This window comes from Shewanella sp. 0m-6, assembly GCF_052977325.1.
Genome location: NZ_JBRIMD010000012.1, coordinates 113,259 through 138,766 on the forward strand (window position 1 = coordinate 113,259; position 25,508 = coordinate 138,766).

Annotated in this window: 17 protein-coding genes; 9 read left to right on the top strand and 8 right to left on the bottom strand. The window is 43.7% G+C overall.

What is annotated here, in order from left to right; all coding sequences use genetic code 11:
- Window positions 1-5 precede the first annotated feature (5 nt).
- The 8 genes from ACVBJC_RS11345 to ampD form a co-directional block, all read right to left on the bottom strand.
- Window positions 6-2,222 (bottom strand): patatin-like phospholipase family protein, encoded by a 2,217-nt coding sequence (locus ACVBJC_RS11345; protein ID WP_447160788.1) that lies wholly within the window; start codon window positions 2,220-2,222, stop codon window positions 6-8.
- A 93-nt stretch (window positions 2,223-2,315) separates the two neighbouring features.
- Window positions 2,316-6,779, bottom strand: a complete 4,464-nt coding sequence (locus tag ACVBJC_RS11350) for an EAL domain-containing protein (protein WP_447160787.1) — start codon at window positions 6,777-6,779, stop codon at window positions 2,316-2,318.
- Between the two features lie 199 nt (window positions 6,780-6,978).
- Window positions 6,979-8,406, bottom strand: coding sequence for a dihydrolipoyl dehydrogenase (lpdA, locus tag ACVBJC_RS11355; RefSeq protein ID WP_447160786.1), 1,428 nt, complete (start codon window positions 8,404-8,406; stop codon window positions 6,979-6,981).
- Between the two features lie 231 nt (window positions 8,407-8,637).
- Window positions 8,638-10,518, bottom strand: coding sequence for a pyruvate dehydrogenase complex dihydrolipoyllysine-residue acetyltransferase (gene aceF / locus ACVBJC_RS11360; RefSeq protein ID WP_447160785.1), 1,881 nt, complete (start codon window positions 10,516-10,518; stop codon window positions 8,638-8,640).
- Between the two features lie 13 nt (window positions 10,519-10,531).
- Complete coding sequence (aceE, locus tag ACVBJC_RS11365; RefSeq protein ID WP_447160784.1) at window positions 10,532-13,192, bottom strand: pyruvate dehydrogenase (acetyl-transferring), homodimeric type; 2,661 nt, start codon at window positions 13,190-13,192, stop codon at window positions 10,532-10,534.
- Between the two features lie 110 nt (window positions 13,193-13,302).
- Entirely contained in the window at window positions 13,303-14,055 is a 753-nt protein-coding gene (gene pdhR, locus ACVBJC_RS11370) for a pyruvate dehydrogenase complex transcriptional repressor PdhR (RefSeq protein ID WP_447160783.1), read from the bottom strand.
- 362 nt (window positions 14,056-14,417) lie between these two features.
- Complete coding sequence (gene ampE / locus ACVBJC_RS11375) at window positions 14,418-15,269, bottom strand: beta-lactamase regulator AmpE (RefSeq protein WP_447160782.1); 852 nt, start codon at window positions 15,267-15,269, stop codon at window positions 14,418-14,420.
- A 96-nt stretch (window positions 15,270-15,365) separates the two neighbouring features.
- On the bottom strand, window positions 15,366-15,908 hold the full coding sequence (gene ampD / locus ACVBJC_RS11380) for a 1,6-anhydro-N-acetylmuramyl-L-alanine amidase AmpD (protein WP_447160781.1): 543 nt from the start codon (window positions 15,906-15,908) through the stop codon (window positions 15,366-15,368).
- A gap of 264 nt (window positions 15,909-16,172) precedes the next feature.
- Here ampD and nadC point away from each other — a divergent pair, with 264 nt between their 5' ends.
- From nadC to mutT, 9 genes are all read left to right on the top strand, one after another.
- The gene (gene nadC, locus ACVBJC_RS11385) at window positions 16,173-17,057 is read left to right on the top strand and encodes a carboxylating nicotinate-nucleotide diphosphorylase (RefSeq protein ID WP_447160780.1); all 885 of its coding nucleotides are present in this window, start codon (window positions 16,173-16,175) and stop codon (window positions 17,055-17,057) included.
- 1,331 nt (window positions 17,058-18,388) lie between these two features.
- Window positions 18,389-18,793 (top strand): pilin, encoded by a 405-nt coding sequence (locus ACVBJC_RS11390; protein WP_447160883.1) that lies wholly within the window; start codon window positions 18,389-18,391, stop codon window positions 18,791-18,793.
- Between the two features lie 79 nt (window positions 18,794-18,872).
- Window positions 18,873-20,582, top strand: a complete 1,710-nt coding sequence (pilB, locus tag ACVBJC_RS11395; protein WP_447160779.1) for a type IV-A pilus assembly ATPase PilB — start codon at window positions 18,873-18,875, stop codon at window positions 20,580-20,582.
- Between the two features lie 145 nt (window positions 20,583-20,727).
- Window positions 20,728-21,996, top strand: a complete 1,269-nt coding sequence (locus ACVBJC_RS11400; protein ID WP_447160778.1) for a type II secretion system F family protein — start codon at window positions 20,728-20,730, stop codon at window positions 21,994-21,996.
- 79 nt (window positions 21,997-22,075) lie between these two features.
- Window positions 22,076-22,987, top strand: a complete 912-nt coding sequence (locus ACVBJC_RS11405) for a prepilin peptidase (protein ID WP_447160777.1) — start codon at window positions 22,076-22,078, stop codon at window positions 22,985-22,987.
- 27 nt (window positions 22,988-23,014) lie between these two features.
- A complete protein-coding gene (coaE, locus tag ACVBJC_RS11410) occupies window positions 23,015-23,620 on the top strand; it encodes a dephospho-CoA kinase (RefSeq protein WP_447160776.1) in 606 nt (201 codons plus the stop codon).
- 8 nt (window positions 23,621-23,628) lie between these two features.
- Window positions 23,629-24,363, top strand: coding sequence for a cell division protein ZapD (zapD, locus tag ACVBJC_RS11415; RefSeq protein WP_447160775.1), 735 nt, complete (start codon window positions 23,629-23,631; stop codon window positions 24,361-24,363).
- 59 nt (window positions 24,364-24,422) lie between these two features.
- Entirely contained in the window at window positions 24,423-24,662 is a 240-nt protein-coding gene (gene yacG, locus ACVBJC_RS11420; protein ID WP_447160774.1) for a DNA gyrase inhibitor YacG, read from the top strand.
- Complete coding sequence (gene mutT, locus ACVBJC_RS11425) at window positions 24,659-25,048, top strand: 8-oxo-dGTP diphosphatase MutT (protein WP_447160773.1); 390 nt, start codon at window positions 24,659-24,661, stop codon at window positions 25,046-25,048. The genes yacG and mutT overlap by 4 nt, the downstream gene beginning before the upstream one ends.
- Window positions 25,049-25,508: the final 460 nt, after the last annotated feature.

The window sequence follows — 25,508 nt, forward strand, 5'->3', positions numbered from 1 at the left end:
CTCGACTACCAATTTTTACCAATAAACAGGAATACCGTTTTCTCTCCATCATCAGACGCGCCGAAACCCAGTGCCGCCGGGCCCACACTGGTATCAATGCCTAAGTACAAACTGCCTGCATAAATCAGATCATCTAACGACACGCTATCTTTTTGGTTCCACACATTACCCGCCTCGATACTTGTGCCTAGATAAAGCGGATATTCAGTCATGCCCAATATGTCACGACCTAAATCATACTGGTAAACAAAGGCACCAAAAACCTTATGCGCCCCATAGAGTGCGTTCTTGTGATAGCCCGAAAGATTTAAGAAACCACCTAGCTCAGATACGTTGACGGTAAACTCACCATCTTTGTCGACAGTCGCCAAAGAGGCGATACCCACAAACGCATGATTCCCCACACCTACCGCACCACGCCAATCGGCTTCGTACTGCATAGAAAAATCAGAAGAATCACTAACACCATCAAGCTCGTAACTTTCTTTTCGCATATACACATTGAAGGTAAAACGATTACCTGATGTCGGGAAATTAATACTGTTTAAATCATCATAGGCAAATTTGAAATAGCCACCGTAGCCGTCGTAATCGACTTTACCAAAACCCCAAGCATCATTTTCTAAATCACCCATTTCGCCTAGCAGACCCACCTCTACCATGCCGTTTTGAGTGTAATTCATACCTATGCCTATCTCGGTTCGATATGCCGTTTGCCTTAGCTCTAAAACACGATTGTTGTTTTCAAAAAAGCCCCAATCTTTAAGCTCATACTCAACCCGCGCCCGACTAAAGAAACTCTGATCTTTTTCAAGCGGTTGATAAAACTCAGAGGCGATTAATTTATCAAAACCGAAAGAGACCTCATTGCGCCATTCCCCGCCATTTTCAGTGAGATCTGTCATGGTATAGGCCATATCCAGAGAGATAACGGAATCTAAGCTAAAATCATCTTCCCAACTGAAACCCAGCTGAAAGTAATTAGGCCCCCAAGATTTTGCCTTGGTGCTAACAGTTAACACTCGCCCATCTTCGGTATCGGTAAATTCGGCATCTACACGTTCAAACTTATCCAGCGCATAAACTCTATCTAAGCCAGCTTCTAATGCTTTAACGCTAACAGGTTCGCCCACATTCAATTCTAGGTTATCAGCCAGTAGCTTCTCGCTGACCTTGGAGTCATTGTTATAAATGATTTTGATTAGCGGTCTGTCGATATCAGCTAGCCATTGTTGTCTCTTCGTTTTTTTAGTTGCGATATGCTGCTGGTAATCTTGCTTCCCGACACTGTAAAGCTCAAGCTTATCGCTCTGTTGTCGCGCAGCTATTTCGCCTAATGGTAGCGCAATAGGCATAATGCTGAAGTCAGTTGTACTGAGTTCGCCGATATTAGGACGGATCAAAATATCGTGCTCGGTTAACAGCGCTTTTTGTCTATCAGAACTGGCATTGGTCAAAATAGTGGAAAGCTGATTAAGGACTGCAACTGTGCTGCTAAGCTCAGTTTGCCCCATTAATGGCGAACCAATATCAACCGCAATAACAATATCAGCCCCCATCGCTTTAACAACATCTACAGGCATATTATTAGCAATACCGCCATCGACTAATAGTTTCCCGTCAATCACTGCAGGTTGCAGCGCACCAGGTACCGATGCAGAGGCTTGCATTGCCGCAACGATACTACCCGAGGTTAGCACTACAGGCTCGCTAGTGGCTAAATTGGTCGCCACTGCTCGATAGGGGATCGATAGATCATTAAAGTCACCAAACTGCTGCACCAGGTTAGTCGAACTGCGTAATAGTTGTGACATAGACTGGCCGCGAAGCAGGCCAGCAGGCATTTTCACCTGCTCATCGCTATAGCCGACATTAATGGGTATATTGAACTGATCACGCGTCTCTTTATCACGATAACTTAATGCTTCACGTGGAATGGTATCGGAGTAGCCTTTATCCCAATTGGTATTCATCATGATGGCTTCGATTTCAGCAGCGCTATACCCCAACGCATACATCCCCCCCACATAAGCCCCAATACTGGTGCCCGTTATATAATCGATGGGGATCTGCTTCTCTTCGAGGACTTTAAGCACCCCAATATGGGCAGCGCCCTTTGCACCACCGCCGCTCAAGACTAAACCGATTTTTGGGCGCTCTTCAGCTACGGAGAAATAGGGGCAACTGATGGCTAAACAAAGAATAATAATTCTATGTATCATAATGACTTATTCGACTCTTCTAATAATGTATTAACGTATTTTATTTAGTGGCTATACGCAAGTAATGGTGGGGATAGATAAATAGACGTGTATTTAAACTTCTACACTTAACGCTTGATTTAATCCCATGTATGACTCTATTTCGGCAAGCGGCATAGGCTTAGCAAAGTAATAGCCTTGAATGACATAACAACCGCGACTAAAGACCTGTTCCAACTGCTCATGAGTTTCAACTCCTTCAGCAACGACATCTAGCTTAAGGTTTCTAGCGAGCTCTATAATACTACTGGCGATCGCTTGATCCGCCTTATTAGTGGCGATATCAATAAGAAAAGAACGATCTATTTTTAGGGTGTTAACCTCAAAGTGGCGCAGGTAAGCCAATGATGAATAACCAGTACCAAAATCATCAATCGCAACATCAATCCCTAATGTCTTAAGCTGTTTAAGATGCTGCTTGGCCACCTTAAGCTCTTTCATCAACACGCCTTCGGTGATCTCTAATGATAGCGCCGCCGCAGGCATATTAGTTTCAGCGACGATCTGCTCTACTCCTTTAATAAAATCGGGCTGACGAAAATGCAGTGCAGAAACATTCACCGATACATTAATAGGCTCGACTAATTGCTTGGCCCAGCGCGCGCCATGAATGCAGGCTTCACGCATCACCCAGCGATCTATGTCTACAATAAGACCACAGGCCTCTGCAACTTTGATAAAGATATCGGGGCGAACAAAGCCTTCTTTTGGGTGGTTCCAGCGCAGTAACGCCTCAACTCCAACCAATTTATCATTTTGTAGGATATCTATCTGAGGCTGAAAGTGTAACTCTAACTCATTGCGTTCTATGGCCTTGCGTAGATCCGCTTCAAGGCGAAGGTGATACAGCGCTTCGGCATTACGCTCCACAGAATAGTACTTAAACTTACCCTTACCCTCTTCCTTAGCATGATACATAGCCAAGTCGGCATTCTTGATTAACGCTTCAGGTTGCTTGGCATCCTCTGGCCACAAACTGACACCGATACTGGTTGAGATATAAAACTCTCGACCATAAAGCTCAAAAGGCAACTCTATACTTGCCAAAAGCTGCTCGCAAAGGTGATTAATCATATCCACATCAGGACTATTACGCAGCAAGATAACAAACTCATCACCACCAAAGCGGCACAATACATGCTCGTCTGCAATTAATGCCTGCAAGCGGTTCGACGCCTCAACTAATAGAGCGTCCCCCATGCTGTGCCCATAGGAGTCATTAACATGTTTGAACCTATCAAGATCCAAAAATAGTAGAGCTAAATTACTACCGTCTTTTTCAGACTGATATACAGATTGAGCCAGTTTACTTGAGAGCAATGATCGGTTGGGTAATCCGGTTAACACATCATAATTAGCTAATCGACGTAAGTCGGCTTCAGTACGCTTTCGCTCAGTAATATCAGAAAATACCACCACATAGTGAGTCGCATCGCCGTTGGCATTAAGGATTGATGAAACGTTAAGCCAAACTGCACAACATTGATTATCCTCTGCATTTACATGGCATTCACCAGCCCAGGTTAGCCCCTGTTGCAACAGAAGGCTAATACTCGAATTGATTTCATCTGCTTGCAACACTTGCGAAAACGGCAGCCCGATCAAGCTATCAGAATCTAGCCCCATCATGTTTTTGGCAGCTTTGTTAGTCACCTGGACTCGCTCTTCGCTATCAAAAATTAGCACTGCTTCAGAGGTATTCTCAAACGCTTGAGCCAATAAATATACATCATCTTTTAGCTTTCTCTGTTCGGTGATATCGCTATATATACCGGCAACACGTTCAATGACTCCCGTAAGATCATTACGCTTTACAGGACGCCCCATCACTCTCACCCATCCCCAGGTGGCATCGGTTCTCCAATAGCGATATTCAACCTCAAACCTATCGGTACGTTCTTGCAGCATATCTTGCCAAGCAGCCATCACTTCGCTAGCGTCTTCTCTATGGATAGGAAATTGCTCTAACTTAAGGTAGACCTGCGCCTCTTTGTTACTCAATAATCCAGCAATATTTTCCAGACAGAATAGATCGCTATCGAGTTGCCACTCCCAGAGCTCTGAGTTACTGCCTTTTAATGCTTGTTTTAAGCGGTTATCACTGTCGGTAAGCGCTAAGTTTATGCTTTTAAATGCCTTAACTTGGCGCTGACGGATAAAGATAATCCCTAAACCAATAAGCAATAAAACCACAAACAGAACGGCTTTAAACCAAGAGGTCTGCCACCAATATTTTTCAACATAAAAGTGATAAGAATATGGCGTTTTTGACCAAATATCGTTATTTAAACTTAGAATATCAAGTATGTAGGATCCAGACTCTAATCCTGAAATGTTGAGGTGAGACTTACCATCAAGAAAAATATAACTGGCCTCGTCATCTAACCCCCCCTGCCTTAAGCGGTATTTTAGCTGCAAAGGTTTAGTGTCGAGATAATTGCTACTCGCTAGCTGAAAGCTGACCAACTGTGCCCCAGGAAAAATATGGTAATTATTCTCCGGCAACAACTTCAACTCGGTGCGATCTTCAAAGTAGATCTCTATCGACTCTAGCAATACCGACTCTTCACTGACTCGATTTTTCAGTAAATCAATGTCTAACAACATAGCGCCATCAGGTGTACCGATATACAGCCCATCTTCAGAGGCGAAGTAAGAGCCTTCGTTCAACTCATCACTTATCAAGCCATCTCGCGGTGAAATCGTCATCAATGACCCATCAATGACATTTTGGCGGATCAGCGACCGCGGGCAACCGATTAAACGGTAGTTACGCACCTCTTCGATAAAAAAGATCCCAGGGCAGGTCACATTCCAGCTATCGGTTAGCTTGTTAATCTCACTCGTATGCATATTAAAAGACACTAGACCATGAGATTCCAACCCTAGCCACAGTTCATCTTCACCAATCTCTTTAATAAAACGAATGTTAGCTGCGCCACCTAGGCTTGATAAGGGCGCCATCTTTGGATGAAAAGTCAGCTGCGAGTCTAGATAGCCTAATATATGCTTACCACCAAGCCATAAACGATTACTGCTATCTCGAGTCACCGCCACAATTTCAATCGCTAGAGCACTATTTAGTGCGCTGCCAATACGCACAGGTTTGGGTTGCTTAAAGCCTTGCTCCCAATAGAAAAGCCCACTGCTGGTTGCAAACCAAATTCGGCCTTCGATTGCGCTATCAAAGTAAGTGTTAAACACCACTTTATATTCGAGCGAGCTCTGGCCACCAGACCAACTGGCAAAGCTTTGGCTGTGAAAGGTCTTTTTGTTAACCACCGACAATCCATTGGTGGTCGATAACAATAAAAAGTCTTCATCTAAGGAGTCGATTTTATAAATACTGTCGTTTAACGCAACACCATGGGGATTAATTAAGTAAGATTGCTGAGTAAGCTTGTCGACTAACATCAGTCCACTATCAGTGCCAAACCACACATGATTGTCTTCGGCATAAATAGACCAAATCACTTCATCTTTTATTCGATAGGGCGCCGCTTTAGTGTATTTGTCTGTTAAAAAATCTGCCTCAACGGTTAAAATGGCCACGCCATCGCCAGAGCCACCAACCCAAATCAACCCCGTATCATCTACCGCAATGTCGTAGGTATAATCGATATTAGATTTAAGTTTTAATTCATTACCATAGAGGGAGCCCGTTTCAGCATCAGGAAACCATCGCAGCAAACCCGCTCGAGTAGAAAGCCATAGATAGCCACGCTTATCTTCGGCAACATTTGTAATATAATATTCGAGTTGCTCAACCTTGGTTATCGACAAAGTTTTTTGGTCGATTTCAAATAAGCCTTTACTTGAGCTTATCCAGGCCCGCCCTGTAGAGTGTTTAAACACATTCTTAATATCTCCCCACTCATCGCGCCATGGCAGCACTTCCAATCTCACACCATTGATATCGCGCACTTCTAGGTGGCTTTCTTTACCGACCAGTAGACGGTTTTCAGACAGAGGCAGCATAATCCGCCATGGGTGATCGGGGTTACTAGGGAGAAAGTTGATCCGCGTAAGAGACATGCTTTGATAGTTAAATCTCAGCAATTCACCATCATAAGTTAAAAAAATACGATCGCCACCACTCTCCTCTACTTGAGAGACAATGCCACCGCCGCGATATTGAGGAAATAATTGTGGGCTACCAAACTCAATAAACTCGTTGGTATAAATATCATAAAGGTAAATTTGATAAGCACCACTAACCAGGATATGACGCTGACTAAGTGGCTCTGCAAGATAGAGAATACTATCACTGAGTTTTGACTTCTCGCCGACCTTATCGATACGGCGGACTTTATGACTACTTACGCGATATAACCCCTCCTCTGTCGCCAGCCAAGTATAGCCGTGTTCATCGAAGCTTATATCCCACACCGTCGCATTAACCAATCCATCATCAGCGTTAAACACCCGCTGCACATCACCGCTGGCCAATGCTGGAGCAACGCATGTCGTAATGAATAACAGAAAACTAAGCCAAACCTTTTTGATTATTATCCCCATCTACTTTATGGCTTTACCAAACAAACCTGAATGTATCATTTAGATAACATAGATTCATCATTTGATTACCTAAAAAGTGCTCTTCCGATCAGTTGATCTTTAAAACTCGCTTTCTTATGGAGTAGATGATGAATTTCTGGCAATAAAAAAGCGCTCAAAAGAGCGCTTTATTGGGTTCAAAGCAATGTTGATTAATTGCTTACTTTTTCTTCTTTGCCTTTGGGTTTGGCAGATCAGTAATTGAACCTTCGTAAATCTCAGCAGCTAAACCCACTGACTCATGCAATGTTGGGTGCGCATGGATAGTCAGTGCTAAATCTTCAGCATCACAACCCATTTCAATGGCTAGGCCGATTTCACCTAGAAGCTCACCACCATTAACACCAACAATAGCACCACCGATAACACGGTGAGTCTCTTTGTCGAAAATAAGCTTAGTCATGCCGTCAGCACAATCAGACGCGATAGCACGGCCACTTGCAGCCCATGGGAAAGTCGCAGTTTCATAAGCAACACCTTGCTCTTTTGCTTCTTTCTCAGTTAAACCAACCCACGCAACTTCTGGGTCTGTGTAGGCAATTGATGGAATAACTTTAGGGTCGAAGAAGTGCTTAAGACCAGAAATCACTTCTGCAGCAACGTGACCTTCATGCACACCTTTGTGTGCAAGCATTGGTTGACCAACGATGTCACCGATTGCAAAGATGTTTGGTACGTTAGTACGCATCTGCTTATCAACGTTGATAAAGCCACGCTCATCAACATTAACGCCCGCTTTCTCTGCGTCTAGACCTTTACCGTTTGGTACACGGCCGATTGCAACCAATACTGCATCATAACGAACTGGCTCAGCAGGGGCTTTCTTGCCTTCCATTGTTACGTAGATACCGTCTTCTTTCGCTTCAACCGCAGTGACTTTGGTTTCAAGCATCAAGTTGAACTTCTTCTTGATTTTCTTGGTATATACGCGAACAACGTCTTTATCAGCTGCTGGAATAACTTGGTCGAACATCTCAACCACGTCAATCTCGCTACCTAGTGAAGAGTAAACTGTACCCATTTCTAGGCCAATGATGCCGCCACCCATAACAAGTAGCTTGCCAGGAACTTCTTTAAGCTCTAGTGCATCAGTTGAATCCCATACACGTGGGTCTTCATGAGGAATAAATGGCAATTGAATTGGGCGAGAACCCGCAGCAATAATCGCTTGCTCAAAATGAACAACTTTAACGCCATCTTCGCCTTGAACTTCTAGCGTGTTAGGACCTGTGAACTTACCAAGACCGTTAACCACGTTAACTTTACGCATCTTAGACATGCCGCCTAAGCCGCTAGTCAACTGACCGATTACCGATTGCTTGTATTCACGAAGCTTATCAAGATCAATTTGAGGCTCACCAAAAACAACACCGTGGCTTGAAACCGCTTTTGCTTCTTCAATGACTTTAGAAACATGAAGCAAAGCTTTAGAAGGGATACAACCTACGTTTAGACATACTCCGCCTAACGTGCTGAAACGTTCAACAATAACAGTATCTAGACCTAAATCTGCAGCACGGAATGCAGCTGAATAGCCAGCAGGGCCAGCGCCTAGTACAACTACCTGAGTTTTGATTTCGTTACTCATGTTTTCCTCTATTCTTTTTATGTCGTTGGTGGCACCGACTTAACGATAAATACCGACTCAACGATAAACTGTGGCCAAATCTTGTAAGGTGGCCGCATTTTAACCTTTGTTTGATGCTGATCACAATCCTAGAAACGCTTAATCTTGCTGATGTTTACTAATAGTGCCAATTCAGCGAATTAGATAAGCTATCTAGAAAATAGGCTGCTTGAATCAAGCAGCCTATTTGGATTAAAGCACTAAGGTACGAATGTCTGACAAGCAGTTATTCAAGTACGTGATAAAGCGAGCACCATCAGCGCCATCAATCACTCGGTGATCGTAAGATAGTGATAGCGGTAGCATCAAGCGTGGCTCGAACTCTTTACCATTCCATACTGGCTTCATATCTGATTTAGACACACCTAAAATAGCTACTTCAGGTGCGTTAACGATAGGCGTAAATGCCGTACCGCCAATGCCGCCAAGGCTTGAGATAGTGAAGCAACCACCCTGCATATCAGCAGCGGTTAGCTTGCCACCACGGGCTTTCTTAGAGATTTCTTTCAGCTCATCAGATAGCTCGTGAATGCCCTTCTTGTTCACGTCTTTAAATACTGGAACAACTAGACCGTTTGGCGTATCAACCGCAATGCCCACGTTAACGTACTTCTTCAAAATTAAGCTTTCGCCGTCTTCTGACAATGAAGAGTTAAAGGTTGGGAATGCTTCTAGTGCTTTAGCAACCGCCTTCATGATGAACACAAGCGGTGTGATCTTCATACCAGACTCTTTCTTCGCTTCGGCAGCATTTTGCGCCTTACGGAAAGCTTCTAGTTCAGTGATATCAGCATCATCCCACTGGGTAACATGCGGGATCTTCACCCAGTTACGGTGTAGATTAGCACCAGAAATCTTCTGAATACGTGATAGTGGCTTAACTTCTGTTTCACCAAACTTGCTGAAGTCCACTTTTGGCCATGCAAGTAGGTTTAGCTCGCCGCCACCAGCTGCAGTTTTAACTGCGCCAGACTCAACTTGTTTGATCACCGCTTTGATGTAGTTTTGAACATCTTCTTTAACGATACGATTCTTACGACCAGTCCCTTTAACGTTAGCTAGGTTAACACCCAGTTCACGTGCCATACGGCGGATAACTGGAGAGGCGTGAGCGTATGCATGGTTCTCTACAAAGTCTTCTTTTGCAGCAGGTGCAGAAGCCTGACTAGCAGGAGCTTGGCTAGCAACCGGCGCTACAGCTGGTGCCGGAGCAGCAGCTTGTACAGGTGCAGCAACAGGTGCGCTACCTGCGACTTCAAACGTCATAATCAAAGTACCGGTAGACACTTTGTCGCCTTGAGCGATTTTAATCTCTAATACTTTACCAGCAAAAGGTGCAGGAACTTCCATCGCAGCTTTATCGCCTTCAACACTGATAAGAGATTGCTCTTCAGTAACAGTGTCGCCTACTTTAACCATGATTTCAGTCACTTCAACTTCATCACCGCCAATATCAGGTACATTAATATCTTGTACTGATGGTGCTGATGCCACTGCAGCAGGTGCTGCTACTGGCGCTGCCGCTGCTGGAGCTGCAGAACCTGCAACTTCAAAAACCATCACTAAGCTGCCAGTAGAAACCTTGTCACCAACAGCAACTTTGATTTCTTTAAGTACACCAGCAAATGGTGCAGGAACTTCCATAGAAGCCTTATCACCTTCAACGCTCATCAGTGATTGTTCTTCTGTGATGCTGTCACCAACAGTCACTAAGATTTCAGTCACTTCAACTTCGTCGTCGCCAATATCTGGTACGTGAACTTCTTTTAGCTCAGCCGCTGCTGGAGCCGCAACTGGTGCAGCCTCAACAACTGGCGCAGCTTCTGTTGTAGCTACTGCAGAGTCAGATTCAAAAATCATAATTAATGAATCAGTAGACACTTTGTCGCCTACTACAACTTTAATTTCTTTAACAATACCCGCTTGCGATGCTGGAACTTCCATCGCTGCTTTATCGCCTTCAACAGAGATAAGCGATTGCTCTTCTTCAACCTTGTCGCCTACGCTAACAAGGATCTCTGTTACTTCAACCTCATCGGCACCAATGTCAGGTACATTAATTTCGATTGTCATTTTGTATTGCCTCTTACGCGTATAGCGGGTTTGTCTTGTCAGCGTCGATGTTGAATTTAGCAATTGCAGCTGCAACTACTGACTTTTCAATATCGCCACGTTTAGCGAGTTCATTCAGTGCAGCTACAACAACGTAGCCAGCGTTCACTTCAAAGTGACGACGTAGGTTTTCACGGCTGTCTGAACGACCAAAACCGTCTGTACCTAGTACTTTGAATGATTCAGAAGGCATAAATGCACGAACTTGTTCTGCATAGTTCTTCATGTAATCGGTTGCCGCAATTGCAGGTTCGCTGCCCATTACTTGAGTAATGTACGCGGTCTTTTGCTCAGCTTCTGGGTGCAGCATGTTGAAACGCTCAACATCTTGACCTTCACGAGTTAGCTCGTTGAAAGAAGTCACAGAGTAAACATCAGATGCTACATCGTACTCTTCACTCAAGATTTGAGCCGCTTTACGTACTTCGTTCATGATAGTACCCGAGCTCATTAGCTGAACCTTGTTGCTACCTTTATAAGACTCAAGCTTATAGATACCTTTACGAATACCTTCCTCGCTGCCTTCTGGCATTGCAGGCATCGCATAGTTTTCATTCATCAGCGTCAAGTAGTAGAACACGTTCTCTTGGTCGCCATACATACGGCGGATACCGTCTTGCATGATTACTGCTAACTCGTATGCGAATGTTGGGTCATAAGAGATACAGTTTGGAATCGTGTTCGCTTGAACATGGCTGTGGCCATCTTCGTGCTGTAGACCTTCACCGTTCAATGTTGTACGGCCTGCTGTAGCGCCTAATAGGAAACCACGAGCTTGCTGATCACCCGCCATCCATGCCATGTCGCCAACACGTTGGAAACCAAACATTGAATAGTAGATGTAGAATGGGATCATAGGTAGATCGTTAGTGCTGTATGACGTTGCCGCAGCAACCCATGAAGACATAGCACCTAACTCGTTGATACCTTCTTGCAATACTTGACCAGAAGTCGCTTCTTTATAGTAAGACACAACACTGCGATCTTCAGGCGTGTATTCCTGACCGTGCGGGTTGTAAATACCGATTTGACGGAACAGACCTTCCATACCAAAAGTACGAGCTTCATCAGCAATAATAGGAACGATGTTCTTACCAATGCCTTTATTCTTTAGCAAGATGTTCAAAGTACGAACAAATGCCATAGTGGTAGAGATTTCACGCTTTTGCTCAACAAGCAAAGGAGCAAACTCTTCAACTGCAGGTAAGTCTAACGGCTTAGTGAAGTTAGGCAGACGCTGCGGAGTATAACCGTGCAACGCGTCACGACGAGCGTGTAGGTACTTATACTCTTCAGAACCTTCTTCTAATTGCAGATAAGGTAGTTCAGATACTTTCTCATCGCTTAGTAAGTCTTCAAGGCCAAGACGGTTACGTAACTGTAGTACGTGAGTCATGTCCATCTTCTTCACGCCGTGAGCAATGTTCTTGCCTTCAGCCGCTTCACCCATACCGTAACCTTTAACTGTTTTAGCTAAGATGACTGTAGGCTTGCCTTTAGTTTCTTGCGCATTCTTAAATGCCGCATAAAGCTTAGATGAGTCATGACCACCACGCTTAAGCGCGAAGATCTCTGCATCTGTCATGTCAGATACAAGGGCCGCTGTTTCTGGGTACTTACCGAAGAAATGCTCACGTACATAAGCACCATCTTTAGATTTGAATGTCTGGTAATCTCCATCGATTGTTTCATTCATAAGCTGTAACAGCTTACCCGTGGTGTCTTTAGCAATCAGTGAATCCCAGTTGTTGCCCCAGATCACTTTAACTACGTTCCAGCCTGCGCCTCTAAATAGGCCTTCAAGCTCTTGAATAATCTTACCGTTACCCATAACAGGACCATCGAGGCGCTGTAGGTTACAGTTAATTAGGAAGCAAAGGTTATCTAACTTTTCACGTGACGCGAAAGAGATAGCACCACGAGATTCTGGCTCGTCCATCTCGCCATCACCTAGGAAGGCATATACGCGCTGCGCTGAAGTATCTTTTAAGCCACGGCCATCTAGGTACTTAAGGAAACGAGCCTGGTAAATAGCAGACATTGGACCTAGGCCCATAGATACTGTCGGGAACTGCCAGAATTCAGGCATAAGCTTAGGGTGCGGGTATGATGGAATACCTTTGCCATCAACTTCTTGACGGAAGTTATCTAACTGTTCTGCAGTCAAACGGCCTTCAACAAATGCGCGCGAGTAGATACCAGGAGAGATATGACCTTGGTAATAAACTAAATCACCACCGTCAACTTCGTTCGGAGCTCTGAAGAAATGGTTAAAACACATTTCATAGAATGAAGCCGCCGATTGGTAAGACGCCATGTGGCCGCCGAGGTCTAAATCTTTTTTAGACGCACGCAGCACGATCATGATCGCGTTCCAACGGATAATTGAACGCAAACGGCGCTCAATTGTTGTATTACCAGGATATGCAGGCTCTTGGCTCGTAGGAATAGTGTTGACGTAGTTGGTAGTAATACCCGTCGCCATATCGACACCGTCGAGACGTGCCTTATCAAGTACTTGCTCAAGTAGATACTGAGCACGCTCAACACCTTCTTCGCGTACAACTGATTCTAAAGCAGACAACCACTCATTAGTTTCTAGTGGATCAACGTCATTTAGCATATGTTCAGACATTTGCAGTCCTTTCCTATACGTAATACCTAAGGCACCATTGTCAGTGCTTAGTGTATTTAAATAATAAAAATATGGTTTGGTGACAAGCTTTTGCTCAAAACTGAGTTAGCTTAAACACCACTCTTTAAGCGACGCAGGCTACGCTGCAATCGACTGTCTTCTTCCCGTACAGCCAACATCACTTCTTCAATGTAACTTAAGTGTTCATTGGAAGCTTCGCGTGCTGCTTCTGGATCTCGGCGAATGATGGCTGCGAGTAGTGCTCGCCTGTGGTCATTTGCCGTAGTAGAGGCTTCTTCGCGTCGGCTTAAAAGCTCTAAGTTCTGTGCCACGTTTTTGTGCAGCACAGGGGATAAACTTAATACAAGATGCAGCATAGCCACATTATGTGATGCTTCGGCTACTGCACGGTAAAAACGCACAATGGCATTAGCTTGCTCTTCAATCTCTTTCGCTGCTTCTACTTCTAAAATGGTGCGCTTGATATTTTGCATATCAGCGTCGTTACCACGAAGTGCAGCAAAATACGCCATCATGCCTTCAGTGGCATGACGAAACTCCAGCAAGTCATACTGACTTTCTGAATCTGAGTGCATAAGTTCAACGATTGGATCGGCAAGACTTTGCCAAAGCTGTTCTTTTACATAGGTTCCGCCGCCTTGGCGACGCATTAACAAGCCTTTTGCTTCTAGCTTTTGAATCGCTTCACGCAAAGAAGGTCGAGAGACTTCAAACTGCAACGCCAGTTCACGTTCTGGGGGGAGCTTCTGTCCTGGTTGGATACTACCTTCCAAGATCATCTGCTCTAACTGTCCCATAATGACGTCAGAAATTTTTGGCTGGTTTATTTTGCTATAAGCCATACTGGGCCTCAGCTCCTATTGTAAATTGGTCTTACCAATTTAATTGACTGAGCGCACTTTATCAAATCACACTTTGGAAGTCCAGTTAGTGATCTCCATCAAATCTATGCGCGATGTGTGAGCATAGCTGATTTTTTTCACTATGGGGTCAGACCAATGTGCCAAAATTGACAATTAGCGCATTGATAATAATTATTATAAGCAATTAAACATGGAGAGATTTTTGGTAAATGGATAAGGATTAAAAGAGAATGCGCGATCAGTTAAATGTCGATAAATCGCGCAACTTTCGGTTTAGGTAATTCGGTAAAACTAAATTTAACACCTGCTAATTTTTCATTAAAAACACAACCAAACGCTCATTAATTAACCACGCCAAATATCGTCATTAGTGAAAGTACGGTAATCAGCAAAATAAAATTACGCTTACTTAACTGCAGTAATGAGATAGTCGATTGCAAACAGATGGGGGCAGACGATGACTCAGGTAATGTTTCTGCTGCTATAGCAACATGCATAATCGTGTCACGCGCTGATGATTTGGGATTTAATGCGTGTGACAACCAGGCCGAAATAGCCTGTCTGAAATGGCCGCTTAATACGTAGCCAAAGGAGAACACTCGGCTCGGGATCCAATCAAGTACAAACAACAGGTTATCGACTAACGGTAGTGGAGTTTCATATTGACGACTCTGCTCACTATAAAAGCGCACGGTGCAATACAGTACTGCGCCAACGGGCCCTAATATAATAAGATAAAGTGCAATGGCGCCATAATAACGGTAATTAATCCACGCCACACTTTGGCCGACCTTTTCACCCAGTTCTTTTTCATTCACTGAATCTAAGCTTTGACTCGGATCCAACTCGTTCGCGTAAATGAAACAAGCTTGCGAGTCTGCTCGGCAAGCAGCTTGAATGTAGCGTTTAAATGCCTGCCTCTGGGCATTATGGCTAAAACACAATACGGCTATCGCCACCCATAAGGCAACGCTCACTGCGCCCCACAACATGCCCGATGCAAGCCATGACAACAGATAAACGATGATTGCCGGTAACAAAATAGCCAGAGCCATCATTGGCAATGACTGATCATGTTGCTCATTAACCAATGATTTATGGTACCTAGACAATAAAGCATCGAACTGCCAGCGATCAGGCAATAATCGTAATCGTTCAACTAAAATTGCAACTAATAACGCAAACAAAGCCATAGCATATACCTTAAATGTTAACGCGCTAACCACTGACCTCTTTACTGCTTGGTCAAATAGTAGCGCCTAATTCCAGCACCTAATTCCTGCACCTAGTTACAGCGCTGCTTTAAAACGCTGCCAATCAAAACTTGTTCCCGGGTCGGTTTTCCGCCCCGGCGCAATATCACTGTGGCCTGTAATACGCGTAGGCGTAATGTCAGGATAATTGAGCATCAAGCTGTGAGTCAGCTCAATTAACTTTTGGTACTGCCTATCCGAATAAGCCGCAGTATCCGTCCCCTCAAGTTCGATACCAATTGCAAAATCATTACAATTACTACGACCGGCAAACTCAGACACACCAGCATGCCAGGCTCTATCATCACACGATACATACTGCACTAGCTCGCCATCACGCCGAATTAAAAAGTGCGCCGATACGGCCAAGCCTTGCAAATCTTTAAAACTCGCATCAGCTTCAATATCAAGCGTCCCCTGAAATAACTGGTCAATATAAGGCTCCCCAAAACAGCCTGCTGGCAGACTAATATTGTGGATCACCAGTAAACTAACTTCATTATCAGGTCGTTGATTACAATGCGGTGAAAGGCAGAATCGTGCCTGAGTCACCCAGCCATCGAGTAAATTCAGTGACAAAACAGAGATCCTAAAGCAAAAATAATAGATTTACTTTAGCAGTTTTAACCCTATGAATATAGTCGCGCTTTTGAGATATATCATCCCAAAAAAAGCAACAATTCCAGAGCATAAGCCGCAATAATGCTAACTCTCCCCCTAAAACTTTATGTTAAGATTAAAGGCACTATTAAAGCGTGCCCATGTATACAGCAGTTATAACCGCAGTTAGATGCCAGTTATATCAGTTATATGCCAGTTATAAGTCAGTAAGGACAGCCCACCATGCTTGAAAATGATATTCGACTCTCAGTCAAAGCAGCTTTAGATGAAGATTTAGGTCACCAAGGTGCTAATTCAAATCTCACTTCAACACAGAGATCCGATGCAGACATCACTGCACTGCTTATTCCAGCCGACAAAATTGCACAGGCAACCTTAATCACCCGAGAAGAAGGGGTGTTTTGTGGCAAGGCCTGGGCTGAACAGGTTTTTAATCAGTTAGGTAGCGAAGTAGCACTGCATTGGCATGTGGATGACGGCGATTTAGTCCTGCCTAATCAACTTTTATGTGAGCTTGAAGGTCCAGCCAGAGCCATCCTCACCGGAGAGCGCACGGCGATGAACTTTATCCAAACATTATCTGGTGTAGCCACGCTCACAAAGCATTATGTTGATAAGCTTGCAGGCACCCATACTCGCCTATTAGATACTCGTAAAACGATTCCCGGCCTGCGCACAGCACAAAAATATGCCGTTAGCTGTGGTGGTGGCCAAAATCATCGCATCGGTTTATTCGATGCATTTCTGATTAAAGAGAATCACATCATGGCCTGTGGCAGCATAGCCAAGGCAATTGCAGCGGCCAGAGCGTTACGCGCCGATAAACCTGTAGAAGTTGAAGTTGAAAGTATTGATGAGCTAAAGCAGGCTCTTGATGCCCAATCCGACATAGTGATGCTAGATAATTTTGATATCACCATGATGATAGAAGCGGTTGAGCTTAATAACAGCTATAAAGCCAGAGGCCTAGGCGTAAAACTAGAAGTCTCAGGTGACGTCACTATCGACACTATTGCTAACTTTGCCAAAACCGGTGTCGACTTTATTTCCGTCGGCGCGTTAACAAAGCACGTTCGCGCACTGGATCTGTCATTAAGACTTAAATAAACACAGCTTAACCGCAGTTAAGCTGTAAAAAAGGTTGGCGAGCGCTAACCTTTTTACTTTTAAAGAACTAGCCAACTGCCCGTTACTTCTCTACGCTTTTTACCTATCTTCACTTTTAACTGTAATTAAAGCGCACGACTGTGATTCTAATCACTCGACTCTCTAAAACATCAAAAATAAAGCCTAAAAGACTATAAAAGACTGTATTAGTTATCACATCTTATCGCATAAATACGAAACAGTTATGACTCTTCATTTAAACACGCTGATTGAATCAAAGAATAATTATTAATCATCGAAATACTGGCTAGCTGACTTAATATCAATAAACCTATGTTTGAATTTTTATGTTATTTAAACGCTAAGCTATGCTTATTCAAACAGTTGTATTTTATCTAATGGATTATTAAGTCACCATAATTGAGCCCAACCTTTAGCAATATCTGCCACATATCTAGTACTTAGCTTCCGTCCTCACCAACAAACCAGAACTGCAGTGTTAACTATTTTAGCGTAAAACCATCAACAAGAGTCTTGATGTAGATTCGATTCCCACCCACACCATAGCTACCAATACTTATAAAAAACGAACAAAACCGTTTTTTAAACTGAGGCTAAATGAACCTACACTTCAGTAAATAAACCAATGACAAAAGGTTCAAAAAAATGACACCTTCACCATATACGTCAATATACAGTCGACACAAACGCAACGCTCATAACCTTTTTACTAAAAAACCTCTATTTTAAGAAAAAATCATAATTAGATGGATACTTTATAGCAATCCGGTATTCCATTTTCATTAACTTTGTACTAACTTGCACTTAGGCAAATAGCCGCTTTGATTCACCTGTTATTAATGTAAATAGAGAGAAAGCTTAAATAACTTTTTGACTGTACAAATTATAATCAAATTTTATTGGCAGTATTGATGCCAATGTATGTACAAATTTAATACTCTGCATACATGAGCAAAAATCACTTTATTAACAACTAACCAGGTAATCACATAACTAAAATTTGATATAAGATAGACACTGATACCTCTCGTCGCGCTAGTCATCATTTATTCATGATTAGCATGGAGCTTCATGATTAGCATGGAGCAATGCGATGTGCTAACGCAGGAGCATCAAGCAAGGTTGAAGCACTATTTACACTGAATATATTTTTGGATACGCGCTTAATCCAATTATTAAACCCGTGCTAATCATATCTATGACTAGCGGTGATTAATAATTTACGAGATAACTAATCGAAATACCATGATTAGGTCGCTCCCCAAAAACTTCAAAGCTTTCTAATGGAGATAGATATGAAACAGTTACAAATGAACAAAGCTAAGGGCTTCACCCTAATTGAATTGATGATCGTAGTAGCGATTATCGGTATTTTGGCAGCGATTGCATTGCCTGCTTATCAAGATTATGTGGCAAAGGCTAATGCGACCAATGCGGTTGCTTCTATGAGTGGTTCAAAAATTAAGGTTGCTGAAAGATGGTCTGTTTATAACACTCTAGATTGTGGCGCAGTAGCTGCAGGCAATGGTGATCCGGCTCTAGTTGCGATACCTTACTGTGAAGGCACTACTGCAGGTGCGATCACAAATACTGTCAGTGGTGTTGCAGCAACATTAACACCTACAGTTGAGGCTAATGGCGAAATGACTTGGGCATGTGCATTGACTGGTACTGGTGGTGCAGGTGTTACAATTAAGAACTGCACAGCTTCATAGTAATTAATTTTGCAAAACTGAACATAGAGTAAATTGTACCATTCTATGTTCAGTTCTACATTAGGAATTCCAACCTTTCATGCCAACAACCGGCTTACATCTAGGTTTATCAACTCTCTTTATTCGCAAAGGTTTACTCAGCGAAGAACAGGTTGCATCCGCGGTATCTAATTCTCGTAAGCATAAAACCTCTTTAGTCAGTACCATTATCAGCAGCAAGCTTATCTCAGCTCATGACATTGCTAAGCTTTGTTATGAAGAATATGGCACACCACTGCTGGATCTCAATGAATTCGATATCGGTTCAATTCCTGAAGGGTTTCTCAATAAGAAGCTGATCGAAAAGCATAAATGTCTGCCGCTATTTAAGCGCGGCAACCGCCTCTATATTGCCACCTCAGATCCCACTAATATTGCGGCACTGGAAGATTTTCAATTTAGCGCAGGCCTGCACGCTGAAGCGATTTTAGTTGAAGACGACAAGCTCACTAAAGCGCTAGAGAAAGTGTTAGAAGATGATATTAGCGGCCTAGAACTGGATAATATCGATGCCGATGCCTTAGCTGGCATCGAGGTGACAGACACAGATAAACGTGAGCAAGAGCAAGCTGGTGACGGCAAAGATGACGCGCCAATTGTCATCTATATCAACAAAATTTTAACTGACGCCATCCGTAAAGGCGCATCAGACTTACACTTTGAGCCTTACGAGAAGCGTTATCGCATTCGCTTTCGTATCGATGGCATCTTGCATGAAGTCTCCGAGCCGCCGGTAAACTTATCAGGCCGTATATCTGCCCGCTTAAAAGTGATGTCAAAACTTGATATCGCCGAGCGCCGCGTACCGCAAGATGGCCGTATTAAGATGAAGCTATCGCGCACAAAATCTATCGACTTTCGTGTTAGTACCTTGCCCACCATCTGGGGCGAGAAGATTGTAATGCGTATCTTGGACTCCTCATCTGCCCAGCTCGGTATTGAGAAACTCGGTTATGAAGATGACCAAAGATTATTGTATGAAGAGATGCTCTCTAAACCTCAAGGGATGATATTGGTGACTGGCCCTACAGGCTCAGGTAAAACCGTCTCGCTTTATACTGGCCTAAATATTCTTAACACCGAAGAGCGTAATATTTCAACCGCCGAAGATCCGGTCGAAATTAACTTAGAAGGCGTAAACCAGGTCCATATTAACCTAAAAGCGGGCTTAACCTTCGCATCGGCACTGCGCTCATTCCTGCGTCAAGATCCTGATGTGGTGATGGTAGGTGAAATTCGAGATCTGGAAACCGCTGAAATTGCCATTAAAGCGGCGCAAACCGGACACCTAGTATTATCGACCCTGCATACAAATTCTGCGGCTGAAACATTAACCCGCTTAATCAATATGGGGGTGCCCGGTTACAATATTGCCAGCTCAGTTAATTTGATTATCGCTCAGCGCTTATCAAGACGCCTCTGCCCAACCTGTAAAGCCCCGGAAGATATCCCAGGCGATGAGCTATTAAAGCTCGGTTTTAGCCAGCAACAAGTCGATGCAGGCGTAATCCCCCACAAACCTGTCGGATGTGATCTCTGCTCAGGTGGCTATAAAGGCCGTGTCGGTATCTATGAAGTGATGAAGATGTCAGATGAAATTGCGCGCACCATTATGGAAGGTGGTAATTCACTACAAATTCTCAAACAAGCTAAAAGTCAGGGCATGCGTGATTTGCGCGATTCAGGCCTGTTAAAGGTTATTCAAGGCGTCACCAGTATCGCAGAGATTAACCGCGTCACCAGCTTTTAATCGACACTATTAATAGACATCATTAATAGACACAATAAAATGGCTTCAGCCTTAAAATTTGCAGCTCAAAAATAACCGACATGAAGCGTTACCTAAAATAACAATTATAAAATCACGAAATAGAATAACGATATAAAGGGCCGCCATGGCAATCGTAACCAAAAGCTCCAAGCAAGCTAGAGAGCGAAAAAAAACGCAAAAAACTCAGCCTAAAGTTATCACCTACACCTGGAGCGGTACCAACCGCGATGGCGGTAAAACCTCTGGTGAATTACGAGGTATTTCTAGCGCAGAAATTCGCGCCCAATTAAAAGCTCAAGGGGTTATTCCAAAGGCTGTTCGTAAAAAGTCGGCGCCGCTATTTAAATCTGAAAAAAAAATCACCGCGATGGACATCGCCATGATGACCCGGCAAATCGCGACCATGTTGGCAGCAGGCGTTCCGATTGTGACCACGCTTGAAATGCTCGGTAAAGGCCATGAAAAACCCAAAATGCGTGAACTGTTAGCAACCATAGTTAACGATGTACAATCAGGCATTCCACTTTCTGACTCGTTAAGACCGCATCGACAATACTTTGATGATCTCTATGTGGATTTAGTCGGTGCTGGTGAACACTCAGGCTCGCTAGACCAAGTGTTCGATAGAGTTGCCACTTATAAAGAAAAATCTGAAGCCTTAAAGTCAAAAATCAAGAAAGCGATGTTCTACCCCGCAGCGGTAGTCATTGTCGCTATCTTAGTAACCGCCTTACTGTTGTTATTTGTAGTACCACAATTTGAAAGCATCTTTGCAGGTTTTGGTGCAGAGTTACCTGCTTTTACTCAAATGATCATCAATATATCAAAGTGGCTCCAAGCTTCATGGTATATCTTTGCCATCGCCATCATAATTGGCATATGGAGTTTTAAGCGTGCACACCTTAACTCGCAGATGTTTCGCGATAGAGTAGACGAACTAATACTAAAAATCCCAGCCATTGGTCCCATTCTTCATAAAGGCGCTATGGCTCGCTTTGCCCGCACCTTAGCCACCACCTTTGCCGCCGGAGTGCCATTAATTGAAGGTCTTGAGTCTGCCGCTGGCGCATCGGGTAACGCCGTATACAAGAAAGCGATTTTAAAAATCCGCACCGAAGTGATGTCGGGCATGCAGATGAACGTCGCTATGCGCACAACCGGTCTGTTCCCTGATATGCTAGTACAGATGGTGATGATTGGTGAAGAGTCAGGATCGCTAGATAATATGCTCAACAAAGTGGCTAATATCTATGAGATGCAAGTGGATGATGCCGTTGATGGCTTATCAAGTCTGATTGAACCTATTATGATGGTGGTGATTGGTACTGTTGTTGGCGGCCTAATTGTCGGTATGTATCTGCCTATTTTTGAAATGGGTAATGTAATGGGCTAAGCACTTCTTGTATTTGATTACAATATACACAAAACTATTGATCCTAAATAAAATAGTTACTAACACATAAAGAATAATAATGACTGAACTAATTTCTGTTTTTAGCCAAACCCCCTGGCTTTTTATCGCACTAAGCTTTGTGTTTGCCGCTGTTATCGGCAGCTTTTTAAACGTAGTCATTCATCGTATGCCGGTGATGATGAAGCGTGAGTGGCAGCAAGAATGCAATCACTACTTAAGTGAATACAAAAAAGAAGTGTTCGATAGCAATAAAAAACTGCTTGAAGCGCCAATCGATGCTTTTCCAGAGAAATACAATTTAGTTGTTCCCGGCTCTGCTTGCCCTAAATGCAAAACCAATATCAAACCGATGCATAACCTGCCCATTCTTGGCTGGTTAATGCTAAAGGGCAAATGCGCGGCATGTAGCAATCCTATTTCGGCTCGCTACCCTATTATTGAACTCATTACTGGCGCACTCGTTGCCTTTTTAGCCTGGCATTTTGGTCCCACATTAGAGTTTGCGCTAACCACTTTACTGACATTTTGTCTTATCGCGTTAACCGGGATAGATCTAGACGAAATGTTACTGCCAGACCAGATTACTCTGCCGTTATTATGGCTGGGGCTCATCATTAACTTAAGTGGTACCTTTGCGACAACATCAGATGCCTTAATAGGTGCAGCAGCAGGGTACTTGAGCTTATGGAGCGTGTTTTGGCTGTTTAAACTGCTTACGGGTAAGGACGGCATGGGCTATGGCGACTTTAAGCTGTTGGCCGTTTTTGGCGCCTGGTTTGGCTGGCAAGTGCTGCCTTTGGTTATCTTACTGTCATCACTTGTTGGCGCCATAGTCGGTATCGCACTTATCGTGTTCAAAAAATTAAATCATGGTAACCCGATCCCGTTTGGACCTTACATCGCTGCTGCTGGCTGGATAGCGATGATCTGGGGCGAAAGCATTACCAACTGGTATCTTTCTACCTTATAGAGGGTCGTAAAGAGTAAAGGAGTCACTATGGCTGACTATATAGTTGGACTAACAGGCGGGATCGGTAGCGGAAAAACCACTGTCGCAAACCTTTTTGCTGAGCTGGGGATTACGCTCGTTGATGCCGACATTATCGCCCGCGAAGTGGTAGCTAAAGGCTCTACAGGTCTTATCAAAATTGCAGAACACTTTGGCTCAGACACGCTACTCGCTGACGGTAACCTTGATCGTGCAATGCTTAGAGAAAAGATATTTTCAAATAACGCCGAGCGACTATGGCTAAATAACCTATTACACCCAATGATTAGAGAATCAATGCTGCAGCAGTGCAAAAATGCACAATCAGATTATGTAATTATGGTTGTACCCTTGCTATTTGAGAACGGGTTAGATAGGTTAGTAGATCGAACACTTCTGGTGGATATTTCGCCGGAGCTGCAGCAACAAAGAACGATTAGCAGAGATGCGGTTACTGCAGAGCAGGTAAAAAATATAATAGGTAGTCAGGCTTCTAGAGCTGAGAAACTGTCAAAAGCTGATGATGTCATAGACAACCATGGAGAGATATCGGCGTTAAAGTGCAAGGTACACGCACTACATAACTTTTATTTAAAATTATCCAGTAATTCTTGAATAACGCCATGACTGAATTGATCTATGAACAACCTCTGAACGAAAAAACTCGTAGTTACTTGCGCCTAGAATACTTGGCTGAGCAACTACAGGCTAACCTAGATCAAGATCATCAGCATCGCTGTTTTTATCCCCTTTTCTCATTGTGTGAACTTACCGAGCGCTGCGATTACCGCGGTGAAGTGCTCAAAGATTTAGATAGGCAACTGTTTGCCTTATCAAAATGGCAATCTCTACCCACTATCAATGATGAGCAAGTTGAGCTTTACATCTCAAAGTTGAGTACGTGTAGAGACATATTACAAGCCGCTCAACGCCCAGGTCATGAACTAAAGCATGACCGCTTCTTGTCTGCATTGAGGCAAAGATTCAATATGCCCGGTGCGAGTTGCAATTTCGACTTACCACAACTGCATTATTGGTTAGCAAAACCGTGGCAGGTTCGCCAAAGTGAATATCAAGATTGGGTGGGTCAGTTTGCAAGCATACTGTCACCGGTAAAATTACTGCTAGATTTAACAAGGCAAACTACACAGTACCAAGTAAAACAGGCTAGTGGCGGCTTTTACCAAGGCAATAGTGAACAGCCTTTATCACTGATAAGAGTCAAACTCGCCGCCGAACAGGGCTGCTACCCAACCATTAGCGGACATAGAAACCGCTACGCGATACATTTTGTGCAATTCGACCAACAGAAGCATTCTGACCAAGCGATCGAATTCGAGTTGGCAACCTGCACTTAACGCTTTAAAATCTACTTATACACTTTTAAACGTCAGGCTCTAAGCTGACAAGGTTCATTATGTCTTTAACCGTAAAATGCCCGACTTGCCAAAAGCCCGTAACCTGGAATGCTGAATCTGAGTTCAAGCCATTTTGCAGCGAACGCTGTAAATTAATCGATCTTGGAGATTGGGCGTCAGAGAAAAATGCCATCCCAGTAAAATCAGAGTTCGATCCTGAAATGCTAGATCAATTAGGCTACGACGAGGATGACTTTTTTCTAGATAAAAACCCATTTGAAGATGATAAAAACCAATGAGCAAACTGATCCACGTTGCTGTTGGAGTGATCCAAGATAAAAATCAACGCATCTTATTGGCAAAGCGTCCTGAACACCTGCACCAAGGCGGAAAGTGGGAGTTCCCTGGTGGTAAGGTGGAAAAGTCAGAGACGACTTCAGAAGCGCTCATTAGAGAGCTTAAAGAAGAAGTAAACTTAGACGTAAATGCTACCGAACCCATGATGGAAATCCACCATGACTATGGTGATAAGCAAGTCTTCTTAGATATCCATTGGGTAACCAATTTTAGTGGTGAGGCAAAGGGCTTAGAAGGCCAGCTAGTCAACTGGGTTGAAAGAGAACAACTCAGCCAGTACGAATTCCCCGATGCTAATAAAGCCATCTTAGACAAAATCCTTAGTTAGAGTTAGCTACAACGATTACAAACTTAAAAGCCCGCTACATCGTAGCGGGCTTTTTTGCTTCTCTTTCAAGAACCCTGTGTTGTCTTCACTTTTACAAAAGTGAAATAAAAGTGGCGCCTACTCTCGTAGTTCGCGCAGCGAACACATGGGGGTGAAAGTTGGGCGCTTTGAATACGCAGTATTCAGTCTGACTTGAACGCGGAGTAACTTGTTACGAAGCTGGGGAACCCGCTCAGCGGCGGGCGACCGTCATGGATGACGGAAGTGTCGATTATGCAGGAGCAATAATCTACTCGACGTTGGGAGTGGCTCTGTTCAGCGTTCGCATATACGAAAAAAGCCCGTTGCGTTAGCAACGGGCTTGATCGCTTCTCTTTCGAGAATAATTAGGCGCCTGGAAATGACCTACTCTCACATGGGGAGACCCCACACTACCATCGGCGATATTGCGTTTCACTTC